Origin of the sequence: Rossellomorea vietnamensis NBRC 101237, assembly GCF_001591825.1 — a bacterium.
In the GTDB taxonomy this organism is placed as follows: domain Bacteria; phylum Bacillota; class Bacilli; order Bacillales; family Bacillaceae_B; genus Rossellomorea; species Rossellomorea vietnamensis.
This window is the reverse complement of sequence record NZ_BCVQ01000060.1, coordinates 1-19,209: the sequence shown is the minus strand read 5'-3', so window position 1 is coordinate 19,209 and position 19,209 is coordinate 1. Positions and strand designations below refer to the sequence as shown.

The window sequence follows — 19,209 nt, the reverse complement described above, 5'->3', positions numbered from 1 at the left end:
CGGTGTAACACGTGACCCTAACATATTGTTCGATTGTTCGTCTTTTGAAATGGAATCAGTGATATTCCAGCCTCTTACTTGATTTTCTTATTGATTTTCAACAATGTATAGATATAGCGGGCGATGACGAATAGGATGCCGCCTATAAATGATCCCATTGTGTTCATCATCCAATCATCAATATCCGTTGCCCTTCCTAAAGGCAAGTAGTATTGAGCCAACTCAATTCCAAATGAAAACATCCCCCCCAGGAAAGTGACCATCAATATTAATTGTTTGGATTGTCTCATCCACCAGGCAAGAAAAAAGGTGAAGGGAATAAACAATATAATATTGGCAAGGAGATTACGGATCGGTACATCCAAATGATTACGGTACAACAGATTCAACTTTAAATTGGAGAAAGGATCGAAATTCACTGATCCCTCTGAAACGTTTTCCAATGGAGTCAAGGTGATCAGACAGATGCCACCGATTGAAATACATGTAAATAATACAGGGAGTAAGTTCAGCCACCTGCCCTTACCCCTTCTTTTCTTCCAAAAGGAGATCGCAAAGATAAGGGTAACCGTCACAATGATCATTATCGGAAGAACCCAGCCAAATGCGCTCCATAACTCTTTCATAATTTCCTATCCTACTTTCTACTATGCCACAGAATGATCGGCAGCAATTTGTACTTTAGTTATGTTGATCAACCGGAATATACTTCCTTCCCACTTATTCTTTATCCTTAAAGCCAATCCATTTTCGTTTCCCTTCTATGCGAAGCGTCAATCCTTCTTTATCAAGTTTTTCCAGGAAAGGAATCATATATTTTCTGGATAAGCCGAGTACTTCTTTTGCTTCACCTACCTGAAATGCGCCATCTGTATGCTTCCTTAAGCGAATGGCTGCGTCGTTAAACACCCCAAAGGAATAAGCTTTCTTTTCGTCCAGAGGTACTATTTTCTTCTCCTGTACGAAGAATCGAGTGAAGTCCGAGTGCCACTTCTCCGGTATTCCTACCTTCTTAAAGTACTCTTCCATGTCTTTTACCTGTGTACCGTCCCTTTCCAGTAAATCGAGTAGCTGATTGCATCTCTTCTCCCATGCAGGTGGCAGATGGGGTGTGAATCCAACTAAATGAACGAGACCTTTTCCCTCGACCCACTTCCCGTCCTCCAACACATAATCTGCCAGACTTTCAGGATATTCACTCAACCGTTGCTTCAATTCTGCACGATTGACTCCCTTTAATAAAGGAAATTTTTCATGAAACGTCAAAATGAAATGGTTCATCGCATCTTGGCATTCTTTAACGATCTTACAATGGGTTATGGTTGTATCAGAAAGTTGAATCCATCCCTCTTCCCCGAGCAACTCAGTCATACATTCTTCTGAAATGGATCCTTCCTTTTTCAACGTTTCCCTATCAAGGGATTTATATCGATCAAGTACTCTTAGCGCCCGTTCAGCCGGGGTACCTTCAATCAGGGATTGAAGGTAGCCAATCGTTTCTTCTCCAAACCGGTAATTGCCTCCGTTTGGCTGTATGATCCACCCTCCACCGATGGTTTCAACCGGTGAGGGCCTCCTGAGGATAAAACGGTCTCCCCGTTTAACCATGATGGATTCATCAAGGCGTACCTGGCATAGAATCATGTCTGTCTCTATACAGGCATCCACTTTATTACGATCAAAGAACACGAGCTTCCCCAAGACCTCAGAGGTACCTGTATGAATCATGACCCGCATTCTCTGTTTGATTTCATATCGCACTGTATGTAACACTTTTATGCAAACGTCCATTGTGTTTGTCATAAAAAGGGAAGGGGCTGAGACAAGTACATTTCCCCGTTTAAGGGATTTATGGTCCACACCGGGGAGATTGACAGCAGCCCGTTGACCGGCGTATCCCCTTTCTGCCTTTCGGTGGTGAACCTGAATTTGTTTCGCTTTTGTATGTATCCCTAATGGGAGAATGGTCAGATCTTGACCCGTCTCCACACTTCCTTCATAAATCGTTCCTCTCACCACCGTTCCCTGCCCCTTTACAGTAAAGATCTGATCAACAGGCAATCGAAAATCCCCTGCAGTATTCCTTGAAGGCAGACCTTTCAAGGAGGAAATGATGGTTTCTTTAAGGGCCTTCACTCCTTCGCCTGTCAATCCGTCGGCCGATAGAATGGGAGAGCCTTCGAATTCGGTTCCGATCAATTCTTCACTGACATCTTCCCGGGCGATCTCTCTCAAATCTTCTTCGACTTTAGAAATTTTTGTCAAGACGACAATGCATTGACTTATTCCAAGAAGGGACAGAATATCAAGATGCTCTTTCGTTTGCGGCATCACTCCTTCATCAGCTGCAACTGCGAGTACAAAAAGATCGATTCCCGCTACACCTGCAATCATTTGACGGATGAAGCGTTCGTGACCCGGCACATCCACTACAGAAATCTCAATCGTATCATCCTCATACAAAGGGGCGAATCCAGGTTCAATTGAAATACTCCGCTCCTTTTCCTCTTTAAGCCGATCGGTGTCAACCGAAGTCAGTGCCTTTGTGAGAGTGGTTTTTCCATGATCGATATGTCCGGCCATACCAATCGTATAATGGTCCTTTCTCATCCTCTCACCACTTTCTATCTTTTCTTCTTGAATCTGAATACCAGTACCCCTGCCATGATGGCAAAACAAACGGCAAACAGAACTCCCTTCCATACTTCCCCGTCTGAAAAGGATTTCACTACCCATATAACTATGAATAATGTGATCAGTATGTCAACTATCAGCATTCCCTTAGAATTTCGAATTTGTACTCACCTGCTGTTCTATAATTTATCTGTAGATTCCTTAACATTATCATATTCCCTCTTAACAGCACCACCCGGACGAAATCTCGCCATGCAATATTCCCCCGCAAATCGACCATTCCGAACAATGGAGCCTTGTTTGAACCCCTCTTCTTCAAATCCCAATCTCTCATATAAAGCTTTTGCTTTGGTATTAACGTCTATGACTGTCAGCTCAATGCGCTCGATCATCAACCAATTATCCGCTAAATCGATGGCATTTTGAATGAGGCTGGTTCCGATTCCCCTCCCATGATATTGCTCATCAATAAATACGAATAAACTTCCTGTGTGGGAACGTCTGCCAAGGCCTTGGCTTAACCCGCAAAGGCCCACTACTATCCCATCCACTTCTGCTATAAAATCATGCTGGTTGGTTGAAGGGTTCTTCAATCTCGATTCAAACTTTTCGACCCTTAAACTCGGTAACGCGATGATATTGGGTAGAACCGTCTTTTGGCGCATGATTTCTACTATTCTTTCAGCATCCTTTACTTCGATCGGACGAATCTTCATCATTTCAGCTCCCCATTCCTTTTCATCATTATAATCGTTGGCATCCTAATATTGGAATGGGAAATCGCAAAAAAAAAAAGAGAATCACGCATCCAGTGATTCTCTTTAGAGGAATTATTCAGATCCTTCTTTACTTAATGTTTCCATATCCTGAACGATTTCATCATACGGAACATCACTGTTGCCACTGTATGTTTTAACGACGGTGCCTTCCTGGTTCACCAGATAGAAGCTGGTCCCATGAATCATCTGATCGGAATTGGGGTCGTCCGCTACAATTGAACGGAAGGAGTGTTCCGCAAGGTACTTCACTTCATCGAACTCATAGCCCGTTAAAAGCTCCCATTTACTTGTGTCTGCTTCGAAGTTTGATATGTACTCTTTTAATGCGTCTGGTGTATCTGTTTCCGGATCGACACTGAAGGAAACGATTTTATAATCCTTTACCCCTTCTTCTTTTAACTTCTTTTGCAGCTTTGTCAAGTTGAATGTCATTGGCGGGCAAACTGTTTCGCAACTGGTAAAGATGAAATCGGCGATCCAGACCTGTCCCTTTAAATCTTTTAAGCTTACTTGTTTATTATCCTGGTTCGTATAGGAAAATTCCTTCACTTTATAATCCGTTTCCGCTTGAAAGTCACTATTGCTGCAACCTGCAAGGAGTATCCCGATGATGGTCATCACCACAATGAATGATTTGGTTTTTGACATCTTTATCTCCTCCGAATTTATCTGTCTCTTCCATTCTATGTTAGTAAAAAGAGGATAAAAAAACAATTCCTGAAGAGAGGATTCATTGTCTATTTTGTGAAACCTCTGTCACTGGCAATTTCCTCTCTGGCATTCATTCTTCCCTCTCTCTCATTTTCTTCTTTGAAAAAAGAAAATGCAGGATAAACCCATGCACGACCATAATCGTAAGGAAGGCAAGGAAATAATAGAATACGCCCATCACCCCGTCAGAAATATCCTCTGTAATGAGCCACCATACAGAGGCAAAGGCAAGAAAAACGAATTGTAGTGCCACTCCTTCTAAAAATGGTTTCTTATAGGAATTAAAATCCAGTAATCTCTTCCAGCTCCAACTGATTGCAACGACAGCAGAAACTACTAATAACAATATATAAATGCTTATTTGCAAAGTGATGGCTCCCCTTTCTTTTGACCTACCTTCATGTTATGCAATCCAAATGGAAAAAGAAAGAGAAAAAGGAAATTTATTTGGTGATTTCCTTTTCACTTTCTTTTTTATCTCGTTTCTTTGATATACCGATAGGCATTGAAATGTTTGATTTCAACCTTTACCTTTACTTTTTTTAACGAACTGTCTGACAGGTAAAATTTGTCACCACTATTCTCTAATTCATGAAACTTGTCAGGATGGGAACGATACCACCGTCCACCCACATCGAATAGATCCATCTTTTTCTCGAAACCATGCTCATAAACCTTCGTTATTTTTTCTTCTAACGATTTTTGAAGCTTAGCCTGTAATTCCTTGAAAGGCATATCATTTATCTTTTCTAACAATTCAGCTTCCACGTTTACTTCCAACGAAAATTCCGGGAAATTCGCGTGATCTTCATGATATTTCACTTTCGGTTCATCTGCTGTTAATTTAAATGTTGACAGGACCTCACCCTCTTCATATAAAGCATAATCGAGAGAATTTTTCTTATTCTGAAGCCAGTCTACAGTCATGGATTCACTCGCCGAAATTTCCCCTTTTAGTGTTTCATCTTGAAAGACGCTATATCCATCTAGATAGAGAGAAGCGACTTCCTCATCTGAATGCCATGATTGACGGTCGATTGCTATATTCGGAATCAGCGCAGTACCCATCGGTTCATAATATTTCCTTAAGAAGTGCATCAAGCTCGTTGAATCGATGTCATTTTCGATTCCCTCTGATTTTTCTTCGGTCAGGAGAACCGTGTATACAGGCGGGTAATCAAATAATCCCTTCGCACTAAAAATATCTTCAATATTCGTACCTGTTACAAACAGTTCGAGGCTGGGCCGCAGGGAACGGTTCCTACCAACGTCCTCTAATACTTCTTTGAATTTATACTTCAATAGATTTTTGGACAAGACAAGCGTTTTGGTGTGTCCAAAAAACAATGGCGGTCTTGATACTTTATATAAGTTACTGACTGCCATGTTCAAGGTCTTACCTTTTGCAGAGCCTACGAAAGGTTGGGATCGGATCGGTGGATCTGCTTCCCTCTTGCTTCGCGACATTTGCAAAATTCAATCCTTGGATGTATGCAGTATATTCATCTTTTATTTCATCATAGTCCAAACCGATTGCAACAATATAGGTTAAGTCCTGGATGTTTTTTGATCCCGTACAACCCGATAAAGCAAGCATCAATAGAATGATCAAGAATTTAGTTATTTTGTTGTTCATTTGGATGATTACCTTTCCTCGTTTGGTCTACGGGATTAGTGGAAGAGGTTCGCTGCTTATAGAACTGGATTGGCATCCTCAGAAAGGATCGTATGGCTTCGTTCCATCCAATAGGAGCAACCGTCCCTAAATAAGGTGCTCCAAAAGATGAAAGGGTGGATAAATAAAGGACCGTCAGGATGAAGATCATGACAACACCAAATAAGCCAAAGAACGTACTTACCAGTAATACAAGGAACCTTAGTACCGTCGTCCCATATTTCAAGGATTGATTGACGAGGGTGAAGGAAGATATATATGTAATGGCACCAATGACCAGCATGGTTGGTGATGTCATGCCGGCCCTGATGGCCGCATCCCCTACAATCAAGCCGCCTAACACCGACACGGTTTGTCCGATTGCCCTCGGAAGACGTACACCCGCTTCATTGAAGAACTCGAATAAAAACAGGACAATGAACATTTCCACCGGTGCTGACAGAGGCAGTCCGAACCGGGACATGGAGATGGTTGCCACAAGCAGATAAGGGATTTGTTCAATGTTATAGGCGGAGAAAGCCACCCAAAGCCCAGGCAAGAATGCAGAAATTAATATTCCCACCATCCTTATGACTCTTTCAAGGGACACGTACACATAATTGATACTTCAGTCTTCCGGAGACTTAATTTGCATCAATAAATTGACGGGAGCCAATGAAATAGTCGGAAAACCATCGACAATCAGTGCAAACCTTCCCTGATTTAATGAGTCAACGATGAAATCCGGCCTGCCTGTGTAGTCGAAACTTGTAAATATCGAATATGGATTATCATCAATGAGGGATTCAAGATGTTGATTCCCTGTCAACACGTCAATGTCTATCTTATCAAGCCTTGTGTATAATTCATTCAGGACATTCTGGTCGATGACATCATCCAGATACAAAATCGCTATGTCAGTGTGGGACCTTGTGCCAATTTTATATTTTTCCACACAAAGAGAGGGAGTGAACAATCGCCTTCTAATTAAAGAAATATTTGTATTTAAGTCTTCGACGAAACCGTCTTTAGGTCCTCGAATCGATGTTTCCAAAGATGATTCTTCCGGCAATCTTTTCGGTAGATTTCCTGCGTGGATGGATAATACCCTTTCTTCAACAAAGAAGAGGACAAATCCTGAAAATAGAGCGGAAGCCAATTCTTCTATGGAGCCCTGTGTGATTTCCTCTGCCTGAAACAAATTCTTGATTTTTTCTGAAAAGGTTATATGTGCGACTTCTTCAATCTTTGGAAAAATATATTGATCCAGATAATGCCGGTCCACCAGGCTATCAAAATAAACGATGGTCGTCTCCGTTCCTTGAAAAAGATGGGCCTTTATCACCAGATCCTGACTGTGCGAAAATAATTCCCTCACTTCTTCCAGGGTGGCTCCTTTGGATTCCTTACTTGTTGTCTTTTCTTTAGAGGCTTTCTTCATTGATAACATCCTTTACTTAACTCGCTATGTTTTTATTCTTGGTGGATCCATCCATTTATTTTACCAATCGTAAAATGATGGCTGAAACAATGATTTGTACCATGAAGAGGATGACCGTCAATGGGAAAAATAGATGAAACAAAAATAGATAAAAATCATATGTATCAATACTGAACAGTGCCAGTCCGAAAAAAACGAAGAAAATCGGTATCAATACCTTTAGAGAGATCCGATGTTGGTCCTTCTTTTTCATAAGGAGTGCACCCAAAAGGAACATAAACAGACTGATTCTGATCAATGCTCCACTCAACCACTGATAAAGGGCAAAGAAATCCAGGTGGGTGATGAATTCCCCTATGGAAAGAATCCTCCATTGCTCATACGCAGGGTATCTCAAGTTCGCTGATTCTACTGGCCCGAATTCCATAATCGAGGCTGTAAGGGGACCGAACATCAGGCCCATAAAGATCAAGCCAAGAACGATTAAATGATGCATCTTTATTTTCCCCTCACTATACGGCTGTATCAAAACAATTAAATATAGCTCGAGTAGCCCGCTCAATACATAAATCATTCCTTTTATGATCGGCTCATATCCATTACTCATAATTGGAAACAATAAGCTTGGATCCTTTAAATTCGTATTGGTAATCGCTATGAAAAACCCGAAGATCATGACAAGGGGTAACAGGATCCCGCTGGCAATCGCCATGTGTTTAATTCCTGCCCATGTGATCAGGAAACAAATGATAAAAATACCTCCCCAGACAATGAAAGAAGGCACATCAGCCAGAAAGTAAGCACTTAGCCATAGTATTAAATCAACAAAGGTTATGTATGCACTTGAAAGTAAAAATAAACCGATTGGTAAAGAAAAAAGTAAGACGGCCCATCTCGGCCATTTCTGTTGAAGCAAATGAAAGAAGCCTTCCTTGGGGGAGTGCTTGATGATGTAAAAGATTAGAAACGTCATGAGAAGGAGTATGGGATAGGCAGCAAGGATACTGATCCACCCATCCCGTCCGGCTGCCTGAAAGATACTTGGGATTAACATGACATGATTTAGTAAGCCTGTTGAGAGGATCAACAGCAACAATAACTGTCTCGGGATTAAGATTTTACGAATACTCTTCATTTGAATTCTCCACTTGATTAGTCGTTATCCTCTATTTATGTCCCAGTCACCGCATTTAAAAACATCGAAGAGGGATAGACTACTCAAATTTCATATAAAAAAGGTCAAGGATGATGATCCTTGACCTTTTTCTTGAGAGGCATTTCCTTACGCTAAAAACTGGAATTCCGTCCGGCTTCCATTCTGTGATGAAATGACTTCCAGGCGTGCATCAATTCTCTCCTTCAGCTCTGGAACATGCGATATTAAACCTACTAATCGCCCGCTGCTTTGTATATCCATTAATGCTTCGATTGCCTGGTCAAGTGATTCCGGATCGAGTGTCCCGAAGCCTTCATCGATGAACATCGTCTCTAATGATACTCCCCCGGCGTATTGCTGGACCACATCAGCAAGTCCAAGTGCTAAAGCCAGGGAGGCCTTGAAGCTTTCCCCTCCTGATAATGTTTTGACATGTCGCTCCTGCCCAGTATATTGGTCAAAGACCAGGAGTTCCAATCCGCTCTGAACATTCCCCTTGCTTCGGTCCGTTTTCCGGATCAACTGATACCGGCCTGAAGTCATCTTGATTAATCTCTCATTTGCGACTCTAAGGATGTCTTCAAGGAATGATGCCAGAACATACCTTTCAAATGTGATCCGGTTGGCATTCTGACCCCTTGCAACTTCTGCTAAATGTCCAACCGTTTGATATCTTGATTCTAAATCCCTGATTCCTTCATTTATGGCTGTCACCCTCGTGAGGATGAGCTCATTTTCCTTTCTGTTTGTCATGACCCTGTTTAGATGATCATTTACCTCTTTCAATTCATCTGTAACCTTGATGATGTCTTCTTCGATCCTTTGAATGTCCGGCCGCTGTTTATCTTTTAAGATTTGATCAATATCGGATAGACGGTCAGTGACTGAGCGAAGGTCCTCCCCGTACTTCTTCACTTTTTCCTGAAGGACCGTGACTTCCGATTCTGACTTTTTCGCTTCCAGAAAGGCTTTATAGTGGGAGAAGCCCTGTTCTGTGAGTAGAGTAAGGAAGGCATCTCGTTCAGCTTTCATCTCCCCATTCACATTCTCTATATGGATCTCTTTATCTTTGACTTGAGACTCCTTCACACTGTTTTGGTTCAACAGCTCATAGTACTGTTTTTGAGCCCGTTCAAAGGATGTCTTTAATTCTTTCAATCTTTGTTTTTCTTTCTGTAACACTTGATTAAATTGAGCTTTTGTCCTGAGTTCCAGGGGAATGGATTCCTTCACCTTTTCCAGGGTCGTATTCTTAGTATGAAAGAGAGTATTAAGTTCTTGGAGCATGTCTTGATTCTTCCCTCTTGCCCCTTCAAGTTCTTCAAGCTTTTCTCTTCCCTTTCTAATCTCTTCTCCCATGACTTTAACCTGTTCCACTTCTTTTTTCTTCGATGCGATGTTTGTCTTCAAAGATTCGATTTCTTTCATCAGAAGCGATTGGGTCTCCCCGATTTCAAACTGTTTAAAGTCACGTTTCTTTTCCCTTATTTTCTTGTAAATATTTTCGATCTGCTCTTGAATGCCTTGTATTTTCGTTTCCTCCTGGGCAATGGCGAGGCTTAATTTTTTCTCTTCCGCTTCCAATTCCTGCTGCTTTCCTTTGGCCACCTTAAGATCTTCGCTGGATGGAATAGTATCTGCCTCTACAGCAGGATTTGGATGGTGTTCACATCCGCAGACCGGGCAGGGAGCATCATCTGCCAATCCTTTCGCAAGCAATGCCGCCTGAGCAGAATTCCACTTCCCCTCCAAAAATGTCAGGGTTTCAGACGCATCCTGAAGACGATCCTCAAGTTGACTATATCGGGTCTTTAATTGATCACGCTCCGTTTTGACACACTGAAGATTTTGTTCCAATTGATTCATGTCACTTATCTGTTCCAACAGGGAAAGTTTCTCTTGTACGTTTTTTTCAAGTTGAAAAACATGTTCCTGACCATTTTCTCCTGCTTTGACACGTATTTCCCGTTCCTTTATCCCTTTTTGTAAAAATGAAATCTGCTCGTTTTGTTTGGTTACAATACCCTGCTGTTTTTCGTATCTTTCTTTCAATTCACCCGTTTCGTTCATTAACGTATCCAACGAGTCTATATCTTTTTCCATATTTTCAAGTTGAGTCACTCTTTTTGAAGCTTGCTCCCTGAGAGGTTCATTGTTTGTTTCTTCTTCAAAAATCCTTGTGGCTGTCAGTAGCTTTTCTGTGATTGTTTGTTTCTCTTCGGATAATGTGGCTAATTGACTCTTCAGTTCATTGAGATTCCGATTAAGTTTGTGGCAATATTCATCTTGTTGAACCAAATGGGAAGCTCTCCTAGCCAGTACAATCTCGTGATCGATCGATTCAATTTCAGGCTTCAATGCTAAAAGCGATTCTTTCTGATTCTTAAGTTTTTCCTGAAGATTGTATTGATCAACCACACTTTTAGCCTCTGCCAAATCCTTCTGATAGGCATCCCTTTTCTCTTGAACATTCTCATATTGTTGTCTGAGCTCCTTCTCTTTCTTTTCCATTTCTTCAATATGTGGGGCTAGAAGGTTCAGAATGCGATGATCATTTAACGGATTTTCCAATAAAAGAGATTGAAGTTCTTCATTTTCTTCAAAATGGATTCTTACTAATTCCCTTGTTCGTTCTTCTATGGAGGATTCAACAGACCTTTTCAACTCGTCGGCCTCGGATTTCAATTTTTCCTGGATCGTCTTGTAAAGCTCTGTATGAAAGAGGCGTTGCAATATGAGTTCTTTATCTTTACTATCCGATGTAAGGAGTTTCCGAAACTCCCCTTGTGGTATCATAAGGATCTGTCTGAATTGATTGGCATCGAGTTGGATCAATTCTTTGATCTTCTCATCCACCTCTCTCACGTTTGCCGCAAGAAGCTGTTCTTTCCCGTCTTTATCATATAAATATAATTCAGAACGGGCATTGATGGTAGTATAGCCCTCCCCCCTTGCTTTCTTTTTTTCCTGCTGGGGTGAACGCCAAATTCGATACGTTCTACCGCGTAAACTGAATAGAAGATCGACTTCTGTACTATCATCATGATTGGCAAATTGGCTTCTTAATTCTGTCGGATTTCGGTCTTCCCCGCTGGCTTTTCCGTAAATCGCGTAGGAAATCCCATCGAAAATCGTTGTCTTACCAGCCCCTGTTTTACCGGAAATCACAAACATGGTGCGGTTATCCAGCTCTCTGAAATCGATGGTTTCCCTACCCGCATACGGTCCAAACGCCTGCATCACTATTTTTAGTGGTTTCATACATGATCAACCTCCCTTCTGGCGATATCAATCACATTCCGTACCACATCTTCCTTTTCATCGTTGAATTCACCTGTGGTCATGTCCTTGTAAAATTCTTTAAATAAGTCCAGTTCGGACCGTTTTTTATCCTCTGATATTTGGAACGAGTTCTTCTTTCTTGCATCGGTCAAATCTCTCTTTCGCTCTAGATGAAGCACGTTTGGGTAGACTTGCCTCAGTTGATTGATTGGATCGATTAATGTGCCTTCATCATGAAGGGTGATCTTTAGATAGTCATTCACCTTTTGAGACTGATAGAAAGCGGGATCGAGCAGCTCTTCCATATGACCCTGCAGTTCCCTCATATCCTGTTTAGGCTGAAGCACCTTTTCCCGCAATTCAAAGGTCCCATCTTCCCCCATTTCTATAATGCTGACAGATTTCCTCTGAGAAGCTTCTGAAAAAGAGTATTTCAACAGCGAACCTGAATACCTGATTGTTTCATGCCTAATGGCGTCTGGACTATGAAGGTGACCTAAGGCGGTATAATGGAATGGCCTGAATACGTCTGCCCCCACACAACCGGACCCCCCGACTGAAAGGGTCCTCTCAGAATCCGTCGTTTTTCCTCCCAGTACAAATGCATGTCCAACAAAAACATGTGGTTCATTTGGGTTCATGTGCTCTTCGATTCTATTGACGATGGCTTCCATTGCTGCATGATGACTATTGATTGAGTCATCATCAAGGAGTTGTCTGACAGTACCAGGCTCAGCGTATGGAACGCAGTGAAAGTTCACCCCTTTTATATGGATGGGTGTGAAATCAGCCGAGATCTTGCCCTTTAAATAAAATTGACTATGTTTGTACCACGAAGACCCAAATGACAGCCTCTCTGCACTATCATGGTTGCCTGAAACGGCTACAATCGGTGTGTCGAGCTCTACATTTATCCGGAATAATACTTCATCTAATAGCTCCACTGCTTCTGTAGGAGGTACAGACCGATCATAGAGATCGCCCGCGATGACGACTGCATCGGGCTCTTCCTCTTTCACAAGTTCTATGAATTCCTCCAATATGTATCTTTGTTCTTCTGTCATATATGTGCCATGCACCAATTTACCCAGGTGCCAATCAGCGGTATGAATGAATTTCACTACTATTTTCTCCTCTCCGGACGTGCTGGTTTCTATCTGAATTATATCAAACTCACAGGGTTCCCGTGTAAGGAAAACATTGAAAGTGGCGCGTAGCTATCCTTTTCACAATCTTCATAAAAAATAGGACCACTAGTAGCGGTCCCATCCCCATTATTCTTTGAGTTGCCGAGGTAGCGTTTGAATTGACGTGATGACAGCATCAAGCGTTGTCTCGATTCGATAAAGAAGATACATCGTGACCACAATCGGAAACCCTACTTCAGACACAAAGGAAATAATCGACTCCATTCTCTCCCTCCTCTCATCCTATATATAGGCAGTTGGAGAGAAAATGGGTACCTGTACAGAAAAAAGCGAATCCTGGACAAATCGGATTCGCTTTTCACAACTATAAGTGGTCCCAATAGACCTTTTCACTTTAGTATTAACCGTTTAAATCACTGATCAGGCTTGAACTTACCAGGCCAGCTTCATCTAACACTTTTTTGATTTGGCTTTCTGCTTCGTTCAATTTTTCATCGGCTGCTGTGAAATCTGCTTCGCCTTCTTTAGCCAGTTCTTCAGCTTTCATATTATACGATTCTGCCAGTGTGGATTGGAAAGTTTCAACTGCATCCTTTTGGTCTCCAAGACCATCGGGGATCTCCATTCCTTCAACTGCTTCTGCAGATGCTTTCGCTGATGTTTGAGCAGATTCTTTCAATGCTGCCAATTCGTCCCCGGCTGGAGGCTCTTCACCTGCGATCGCTTCTTCATAACCATTTAAATCAATATCAACACCGTTAACGGTCGTAGTTAAATTCAAGTAATAATCCATTAATTCCCCAGCGGTATCCGTGTTCTCTTCAGCCTTTGATGCCTCATCCTTCTTCTCCTTATCTGAACCGGAGTCAGAACATCCTGCAAGTGCCAATGATAAACCAAGACCTAATACCCATACTTTTTTCATGTTTGTTTCCCCTCTCTGTCTACATCTATAAGTTCAAGTACAATAAGCAGCTCCAACAGGAAACGCTTACTTCGTCTATAATAAGCCGGCAAAAAGTATCTTATCACGGAGATAAACCAATGGTAAAGAAATATTTGCAGATTTCTCCAAAGTTTAAATCTTGTAAATATTTCAAATAAACAGCATTCATCTCCCTCTGCGACTCTAACTCAAACTAGGTCATTAGTATGAATGCCTTTTTTAAACATTTGAACAAGTTTAGTTCCCGTGGTATAACTTAGATATACCCACTTTACGGGGCTGATTGTTGAGCTGGTGCTTGCCCAAGTCTTCAAAACTTTTGGGAGGCGCGTGCCGTCTCCGCTGGGTTCGATTCCCAGGCAGTCCCGCCATTTAGAAGAATACATCCGTAAACATATAAAAGAACCCTTACGTTAGCCATAAGGGTTCTTTTTCTCTATCTCTGGAGCACTTCCCGTTTCTTCCTCTCAGACGACTGAACACCGTCAAACATGATATGAAAGGTTGTGCCCTCTCCCTGTTCACTTTGCACCCGGATATCCGCACCATGATCGCGAAGGATCCGAAGGCATATAGTAAGGCCGAGACCTGTTCCTTTTGTTTTTGTCGTGAAGAATGGCTCTCCCAGTTTATCCAGGGTTTCCTTCTTCATCCCTACCCCCTCATCCTTAAACATCAATTGCACCTTATTATGGGAATTGAAATCTGCATGAATGGTAATCGTCCCTCCATGAGGCATCGCTTCTATCGCATTTTTTATTAAATTAATAAAAACCTGCTTTAATTGATTTTCATCACCGCGGATATACAGCTCTCTCTCATGAAACTCCGTTTGGATTTCGATATTATATAAGATGGCATTCGTATTCAGTAATTTCGAAACATGATCGAGGGTTTCGATAATATTAATTCGTTTATACGTAACGGATTGCGGTTTAGCAAGGATCAACAACTCGCTCAGTACAAGTTCGATCCGCTTGATTTCAGAAAAGACAATCCCTAAGTATTCCTTCGTCTTCTCGTCGGCTTCATCTCTTAAAAGCTGTAGAAATCCATTGATTGAAGTCAAGGGGTTGCGGACTTCGTGAGCAATCCCTGCAGCTAATTGACCGGCAACTGAAAGTTTTTGAGATTCAATAGCCAGGGTTTCATTCATTTCCATCAATTCTTCCTCGTTATGTACTCTTTCGGTAATGTCTGAAATGGTCCCCACTGTACCCAGCAACTCACCATTCCCATCATAGTTCAGTTTAATATTGACCTCTCCCCATCGAAACTGTCCGTCCCTTTTTTGATAGGGGATGTCCATCCTGGTTTTCTCCCTATGTAAACCGATGCTTTGCCTTACCAATCGGAGGATTTCATGACGTTCATGGAGGGAAATGAAATGGAGGGCATTCTTATGCAGACTTTCTTTGACCGTGTATCCCGTAAATTCTTCCCAGGAATGATTGAGGAATTGAAATTCTCCCTTGGCATTTGTGTGAAACACCACTTCATCAATACTTTGAAGGACATGCTGCATTTCTTCATTCAGCAGCTTCACCCTTTCCTCACTCGTTCTGAGGGCCGCCAACGTCGTATGGCTGATATCATAACTTTTCCCCATATAATAGCTGATAAAAAGGATTAGGATAGTGAACACCATATCCACCTTTAAATCCACGGGATAATGTAGAACAAAGTAATAAATAAAGTCCCATGTAATGATTAATAAAAGTCCAGTAAGTAACGATACGATCCTGCCGGTATACTTCATCCTGCTAGCCTCCTATTTGCACAAGCTTAAAAAACAATCGAAATAGAAAGAATTTTCACGATATTTGTTATTTATTAGTATATCATTTCTAATTAAGAACAGTATAGAGTTCTTTATAAAATCTGTGATATTCTTGTCACATGCTAAGTCCTTGTCTATAATTGAATAAGATATGCTTTTAAACTGAGGTGAAAAACATGCTAGAAGGTTGGTTCTTATATTTCATCCTTTTTTGGGTCGTTTTTTTAGTGGCTTCGTTCGCGATTGGTGGATTCTTCATGTTTCGTAAATTCTTAAAGAGATTCCCTAAGGAAGATGGCAAATCTGACTTGGATTGGGAAGAACATTATGTGAATGAAACCATCCATTTATGGGGGGAAGATGAAAAGAAAATGCTGAATGAGCTGGTTACTCCGGTTCCGGAATTATTCAGGGATGTTGCAAAACAGAAAATCGCCGGAAAAATCGGTGAATTGGCTTTAAAAGAAAGAGCTGCAGCCATAACGAAAGAATTAGTCATCAGAGGATATATTTTGGCGACTCCAAAGCGAGATCATAAATTTTTGAGAAAAAAACTTGATGAAATGCAGATAGAAGTGACACCCTATGAGCATTTATTCTAATAAAACAGGCAGGCAATAAGATGGGATCGATACTTGTCATTCCAATTGTATTATACGTAATCTTTATTGTTGGGGCTGCTATATTGTATGTGAAATGGAAGAATGCAAAAAAAGGTAAACGTTAATCGTTTACCTTTTTTTATATGGTCACTTAATCAATGGGATCCTCTGCTTTTCCAAAGCGAATGACGTCTAGAATCGCTTGGCCATCACTCGGTTTTCCGTCCCCGTTCCTGTAAGGAAACAATGAGAAAAAGATAAAGTACACCGAAAAATACACAAATTGATAGAAAAAGATGTGAACAGGTATCACACCTTCATAAATCAAATAGTTAATGAATAGTATTGCCACCAGGTTGAATAAGCTTCCCGATAAATAGATCAGGACATGCACCCATACCTTGTTGTACTTCAACTCCCGGTATTGACACCACCCCTCCATAAAGTACATTCTTTTCACTTCTAATGGGCCAATATTTATCAGGTGTTTACCGGTTCCGATGGCAAACTTGATCTTCGCACCAAATATTCGTGCAATCAAGATATGACCCAATTCGTGTACAATGGTGACAAGTGGCAATGTCAGAAAGAAGGCCAGGAAAAAAGTCCAGATATCTGCTAATGTAAACAATCGTAATCCCCCACCAATATCATTTGTTAATCATTCATCTTCTCCCTCTTTGCCCTTAAAGATCGACTATTATTCATATTCGCCTGCATTGTCACAAAAACGTCACCTTCCCGTAAAATACACAAAATAAAAAAGCAGGGCATGTCTCCCTGCTTTTTATTTTGTGTATTAAATTGAATTCGTTGTTAAGTCCTGATTTTCCTGATGCAGCTTTCTATATTGAAAATACATGGTTATCCTCCATGGAACGATCATGCCAAAAGCAAGGATCCAGAACATCCCGCTTAGTTCTCCGTAATCAATTGAAGTACTAAGGATCGACTTTGCTACAATTCGAATTAACAGAAGTCCAATCAAAATGAAAGCAAACGCTTTGGAACGCTTTAAATAAATATCATTTTCACGGATTTCAAACTTGGATGTCTTGATTAACAACAGAGAGAAGACCATTCCGACAGTAATCGCCTCTAAAAACTCACTCACATTGACCCGAAAGACAGGAAATAAGAACATCAACGCACCCGTACTCATAAAGAGTGGAGGCAAAATAATCTTCTTACCGCTTACCGGCCTTTTCTGAGCCTTCATCCTGATAAATATCACCATAAATCCCATGCAAATCGCTACAATGGATGAAGCAATCATCATAAAGCATCATCATCCTTTTATAATCTACTTTCATACCTTCCCTTATTATAGCCCAAATGCAGGAAAAACGAAAACAGAAAAAAGAGAGAATGAATGGAAGATTCAATCTCTCTCTGTTTATCAGCCTAATACTCTTTTGATGGCTTCGTCTACACGCACTTCGTCAAAGGGCTTAACGATAAAGTCTTTCGCCCCAGCTTCAATTGCTTCCACTACCACCTTTTGTTGTCCCATCGCCGAACACATAATGATCTTGGCTAGAGGAAACTCGGTAAGGATCTTCCTAACTGCCTCAATTCCATTCATATCCGGCATGGTGATATCCATCGTTACCAGGTCAGGGTGAAGCTCACGATACTTCTCCACGGCAATCATGCCATTTTCAGCTTCCCCAACGACTTCATGCCCGCTGGATGAAAGCATGTTTCCAAGGGTCAATCTCATAAATTTCGCATCATCCACTACAAGTATCGTTGCCACAGATGTTTCCTCCTCGTACACACTATCGATGTCTTTTGAGTCTTTTTACCTAATTCATCCAATTAAACTATACCATAAATCGTAATATTTATTCAATTTATTCTGTTAATCATTACTATATATTAAAATCCCTGAAAGCCTCCGAACACCGATGTAAAATAAGCAAGGATGACGGTCATCCAGTCAAAGAACAGCATGATCCCTACAGCAATCATGACGTATCCCCCTACTTTTACAATCCTTCCACTGTTCTTTCTGATCCACTGCATCCGCCCTATGAAGAATGAAAGAATGAAGAAAGGAATGGCAAAGCCTAATACGTATGCTGTCATGTACATCACACCGGACCCGGGATTTGTTGCGGCAAGGGCAAGAACCGAAGCAAGGATCGGACCAGTACAGGGTGTCCATCCTGCGGCAAATGCCATTCCGATCAAGATGGAACCGATAAAGCCCGCTGGCCGATTCTTGAATTCAAATCTGCGATCCTTCATCAAGGATTCCGGAGTGAACACTCCAATGACGACCAAGCCAAATATGACGATGAAAATAGCCCCGAGCTGTCGAATAAGATCTTTATAATTTAAAAAGAAGTTGCCAATAAAGGAAGCCCCAAAACCAATCGCGATAAAGATGGCTGAGAAACCAACTAAGAAAAATAATGTATGCAGTAAACTTCTCCTCTGCAACATGGCATTATCCGTTTTCAATTCATTGACACTCATGCCGGTTATGTATGAAAGAAAGGCGGGATATAAAGGTAAGCAGCACGGGGATATGAAGCTTAGGAACCCTGCCCCGAATGCTAAAAAAATATTAATATCAGACATTTCCACATCTCCTACAATTCAGTATATATGTCTATTCTATCAAACAATGGGTCAAACTATGAGGGATGTTTATGTGAAAGATTTGTGACCATCTTATTACAATCATCTTTTACTCTTTCATTTGTATTAAAGTCTCTTTTCTTTTTTTAAATCCGTTAATTTTACTTTGAAAAAATGGTCCATTTTCGTTATACTAATAAAAAGTTACAGTTATTACTAGTTTTGTATTCCACTTGTCAGGACATACAAAAGAAAGGAAACAGCCGTGTCTAAAAAAGAGCTTCTAGAACGAATTGAAAAAAAGCGCGCTCAATTAATTGATATTGTTGCTGAAAATGGACTGACGTCACCTCAAGCTATTCAATTTAGTCAGGAACTTGATCGTCTGTTAAATAGCTACAACTCTCAATACATAAAAAAATGCTACACACCCCAAATGAGCTGAACTAACCCTTCATTCAAATAAATGATATTAATATAATGCTAA

General features: G+C 41.0%; 18 protein-coding genes, 1 tRNA gene and 1 pseudogene. 3 read left to right on the top strand and 17 right to left on the bottom strand.

Translation table 11 applies throughout. The features are described 5' to 3' along the window. Window positions 1-74: 74 nt before the first annotated feature. The 12 genes and pseudogenes from BVI01S_RS19755 to BVI01S_RS19690 form a co-directional block, all read right to left on the bottom strand. Entirely contained in the window at window positions 75-626 is a 552-nt protein-coding gene (locus tag BVI01S_RS19755) for a VanZ family protein (protein WP_051758281.1), read from the bottom strand. A 94-nt stretch (window positions 627-720) separates the two neighbouring features. Next, complete coding sequence (gene selB / locus BVI01S_RS19750; protein ID WP_034759853.1) at window positions 721-2,610, bottom strand: selenocysteine-specific translation elongation factor; 1,890 nt, start codon at window positions 2,608-2,610, stop codon at window positions 721-723. Between the two features lie 203 nt (window positions 2,611-2,813). Beyond that, entirely contained in the window at window positions 2,814-3,353 is a 540-nt protein-coding gene (locus tag BVI01S_RS19745) for a GNAT family N-acetyltransferase (RefSeq protein WP_034759857.1), read from the bottom strand. Window positions 3,354-3,464: 111 nt separating this feature from the next. Further along, the gene (locus BVI01S_RS19740) at window positions 3,465-4,061 is read right to left on the bottom strand and encodes an SCO family protein (RefSeq protein WP_061811308.1); all 597 of its coding nucleotides are present in this window, start codon (window positions 4,059-4,061) and stop codon (window positions 3,465-3,467) included. A gap of 133 nt (window positions 4,062-4,194) precedes the next feature. Continuing rightward, window positions 4,195-4,491, bottom strand: coding sequence for a hypothetical protein (locus tag BVI01S_RS19735; RefSeq protein ID WP_061811307.1), 297 nt, complete (start codon window positions 4,489-4,491; stop codon window positions 4,195-4,197). Window positions 4,492-4,598: 107 nt separating this feature from the next. Continuing rightward, complete coding sequence (locus tag BVI01S_RS19730; protein WP_082804786.1) at window positions 4,599-5,591, bottom strand: Ger(x)C family spore germination protein; 993 nt, start codon at window positions 5,589-5,591, stop codon at window positions 4,599-4,601. Window positions 5,592-5,740: 149 nt separating this feature from the next. After that, window positions 5,741-7,219: pseudogene (locus tag BVI01S_RS22305) on the bottom strand (spore germination protein). Window positions 7,220-7,274: 55 nt separating this feature from the next. Next, a complete protein-coding gene (locus BVI01S_RS19710; protein ID WP_061811302.1) occupies window positions 7,275-8,354 on the bottom strand; it encodes an endospore germination permease in 1,080 nt (359 codons plus the stop codon). 147 nt (window positions 8,355-8,501) lie between these two features. Next, a complete protein-coding gene (locus BVI01S_RS19705) occupies window positions 8,502-11,636 on the bottom strand; it encodes an AAA family ATPase (protein WP_061811301.1) in 3,135 nt (1,044 codons plus the stop codon). Further along, window positions 11,633-12,778: an exonuclease SbcCD subunit D gene (locus BVI01S_RS19700; protein WP_061811300.1), complete on the bottom strand. Its 1,146-nt coding sequence runs from the start codon at window positions 12,776-12,778 to the stop codon at window positions 11,633-11,635. Before BVI01S_RS19700 ends, BVI01S_RS19705 begins: the two co-directional genes overlap by 4 nt. Before the next feature lie 153 nt (window positions 12,779-12,931). Next, the gene (locus BVI01S_RS19695) at window positions 12,932-13,069 is read right to left on the bottom strand and encodes a YvrJ family protein (RefSeq protein ID WP_061811299.1); all 138 of its coding nucleotides are present in this window, start codon (window positions 13,067-13,069) and stop codon (window positions 12,932-12,934) included. A gap of 136 nt (window positions 13,070-13,205) precedes the next feature. Continuing rightward, the gene (locus BVI01S_RS19690) at window positions 13,206-13,730 is read right to left on the bottom strand and encodes a hypothetical protein (protein WP_034759875.1); all 525 of its coding nucleotides are present in this window, start codon (window positions 13,728-13,730) and stop codon (window positions 13,206-13,208) included. Window positions 13,731-14,026: 296 nt separating this feature from the next. Here BVI01S_RS19690 and BVI01S_RS22650 point away from each other — a divergent pair. Continuing rightward, window positions 14,027-14,122, top strand: a tRNA-Sec gene (locus tag BVI01S_RS22650). Between the two features lie 65 nt (window positions 14,123-14,187). On the opposite strand, the gene BVI01S_RS19685 is transcribed toward BVI01S_RS22650, so the two are convergent. Beyond that, the gene (locus BVI01S_RS19685; RefSeq protein ID WP_061811298.1) at window positions 14,188-15,510 is read right to left on the bottom strand and encodes an ATP-binding protein; all 1,323 of its coding nucleotides are present in this window, start codon (window positions 15,508-15,510) and stop codon (window positions 14,188-14,190) included. A gap of 197 nt (window positions 15,511-15,707) precedes the next feature. On the opposite strand from BVI01S_RS19685, the gene BVI01S_RS19680 reads away from it, so the two are divergent. Further along, window positions 15,708-16,133 (top strand): DUF2621 domain-containing protein, encoded by a 426-nt coding sequence (locus BVI01S_RS19680; RefSeq protein WP_034759880.1) that lies wholly within the window; start codon window positions 15,708-15,710, stop codon window positions 16,131-16,133. Between the two features lie 151 nt (window positions 16,134-16,284). Here the strand turns inward: BVI01S_RS19680 and BVI01S_RS19675 are convergent, their stop codons facing one another. From BVI01S_RS19675 to BVI01S_RS19660, 4 genes are all read right to left on the bottom strand, one after another. Further along, entirely contained in the window at window positions 16,285-16,764 is a 480-nt protein-coding gene (locus BVI01S_RS19675; protein ID WP_034759883.1) for a site-2 protease family protein, read from the bottom strand. Window positions 16,765-16,932: 168 nt separating this feature from the next. Next, window positions 16,933-17,412 carry a CcdC family protein gene (locus BVI01S_RS19670; protein WP_034759886.1) on the bottom strand — a complete coding sequence of 160 codons (480 nt, stop codon included), beginning with the start codon at window positions 17,410-17,412 and terminating at the stop codon, window positions 16,933-16,935. A 120-nt stretch (window positions 17,413-17,532) separates the two neighbouring features. Further along, window positions 17,533-17,892, bottom strand: coding sequence for a response regulator (locus tag BVI01S_RS19665; protein ID WP_034759889.1), 360 nt, complete (start codon window positions 17,890-17,892; stop codon window positions 17,533-17,535). Window positions 17,893-18,014: 122 nt separating this feature from the next. Continuing rightward, window positions 18,015-18,722 carry a cytochrome c biogenesis CcdA family protein gene (locus BVI01S_RS19660; RefSeq protein WP_034759892.1) on the bottom strand — a complete coding sequence of 236 codons (708 nt, stop codon included), beginning with the start codon at window positions 18,720-18,722 and terminating at the stop codon, window positions 18,015-18,017. 265 nt (window positions 18,723-18,987) lie between these two features. Between BVI01S_RS19660 and BVI01S_RS19655 the strand changes: the two genes are divergently transcribed. After that, window positions 18,988-19,167, top strand: coding sequence for an aspartyl-phosphate phosphatase Spo0E family protein (locus BVI01S_RS19655; protein ID WP_061811297.1), 180 nt, complete (start codon window positions 18,988-18,990; stop codon window positions 19,165-19,167). Window positions 19,168-19,209: the final 42 nt, after the last annotated feature.

What these genes read in the sequence shown, in the direction of transcription:
- BVI01S_RS19755 (WP_051758281.1), bottom strand. Translation starts at nt 626, where the DNA reads ATGAAAGAGTTATGGAGCGCATTTGGCTGGGTTCTTCCGATAATGATC.
- selB (WP_034759853.1), bottom strand. Translation starts at nt 2,610, where the DNA reads ATGAGAAAGGACCATTATACGATTGGTATGGCCGGACATATCGATCAT.
- BVI01S_RS19745 (WP_034759857.1), bottom strand. Translation starts at nt 3,353, where the DNA reads ATGATGAAGATTCGTCCGATCGAAGTAAAGGATGCTGAAAGAATAGTA.
- BVI01S_RS19740 (WP_061811308.1), bottom strand. Translation starts at nt 4,061, where the DNA reads ATGTCAAAAACCAAATCATTCATTGTGGTGATGACCATCATCGGGATA.
- BVI01S_RS19730 (WP_082804786.1), bottom strand. Translation starts at nt 5,591, where the DNA reads ATGTCGCGAAGCAAGAGGGAAGCAGATCCACCGATCCGATCCCAACCT.
- BVI01S_RS19710 (WP_061811302.1), bottom strand. Translation starts at nt 8,354, where the DNA reads ATGAAGAGTATTCGTAAAATCTTAATCCCGAGACAGTTATTGTTGCTG.
- BVI01S_RS19705 (WP_061811301.1), bottom strand. Translation starts at nt 11,636, where the DNA reads ATGAAACCACTAAAAATAGTGATGCAGGCGTTTGGACCGTATGCGGGT.
- BVI01S_RS19695 (WP_061811299.1), bottom strand. Translation starts at nt 13,069, where the DNA reads ATGGAGTCGATTATTTCCTTTGTGTCTGAAGTAGGGTTTCCGATTGTG.
- BVI01S_RS19690 (WP_034759875.1), bottom strand. Translation starts at nt 13,730, where the DNA reads ATGAAAAAAGTATGGGTATTAGGTCTTGGTTTATCATTGGCACTTGCA.
- BVI01S_RS19685 (WP_061811298.1), bottom strand. Translation starts at nt 15,510, where the DNA reads ATGAAGTATACCGGCAGGATCGTATCGTTACTTACTGGACTTTTATTA.
- BVI01S_RS19680 (WP_034759880.1), top strand. Translation starts at nt 15,708, where the DNA reads ATGCTAGAAGGTTGGTTCTTATATTTCATCCTTTTTTGGGTCGTTTTT.
- BVI01S_RS19670 (WP_034759886.1), bottom strand. Translation starts at nt 17,412, where the DNA reads ATGATGATTGCTTCATCCATTGTAGCGATTTGCATGGGATTTATGGTG.
- BVI01S_RS19660 (WP_034759892.1), bottom strand. Translation starts at nt 18,722, where the DNA reads ATGTCTGATATTAATATTTTTTTAGCATTCGGGGCAGGGTTCCTAAGC.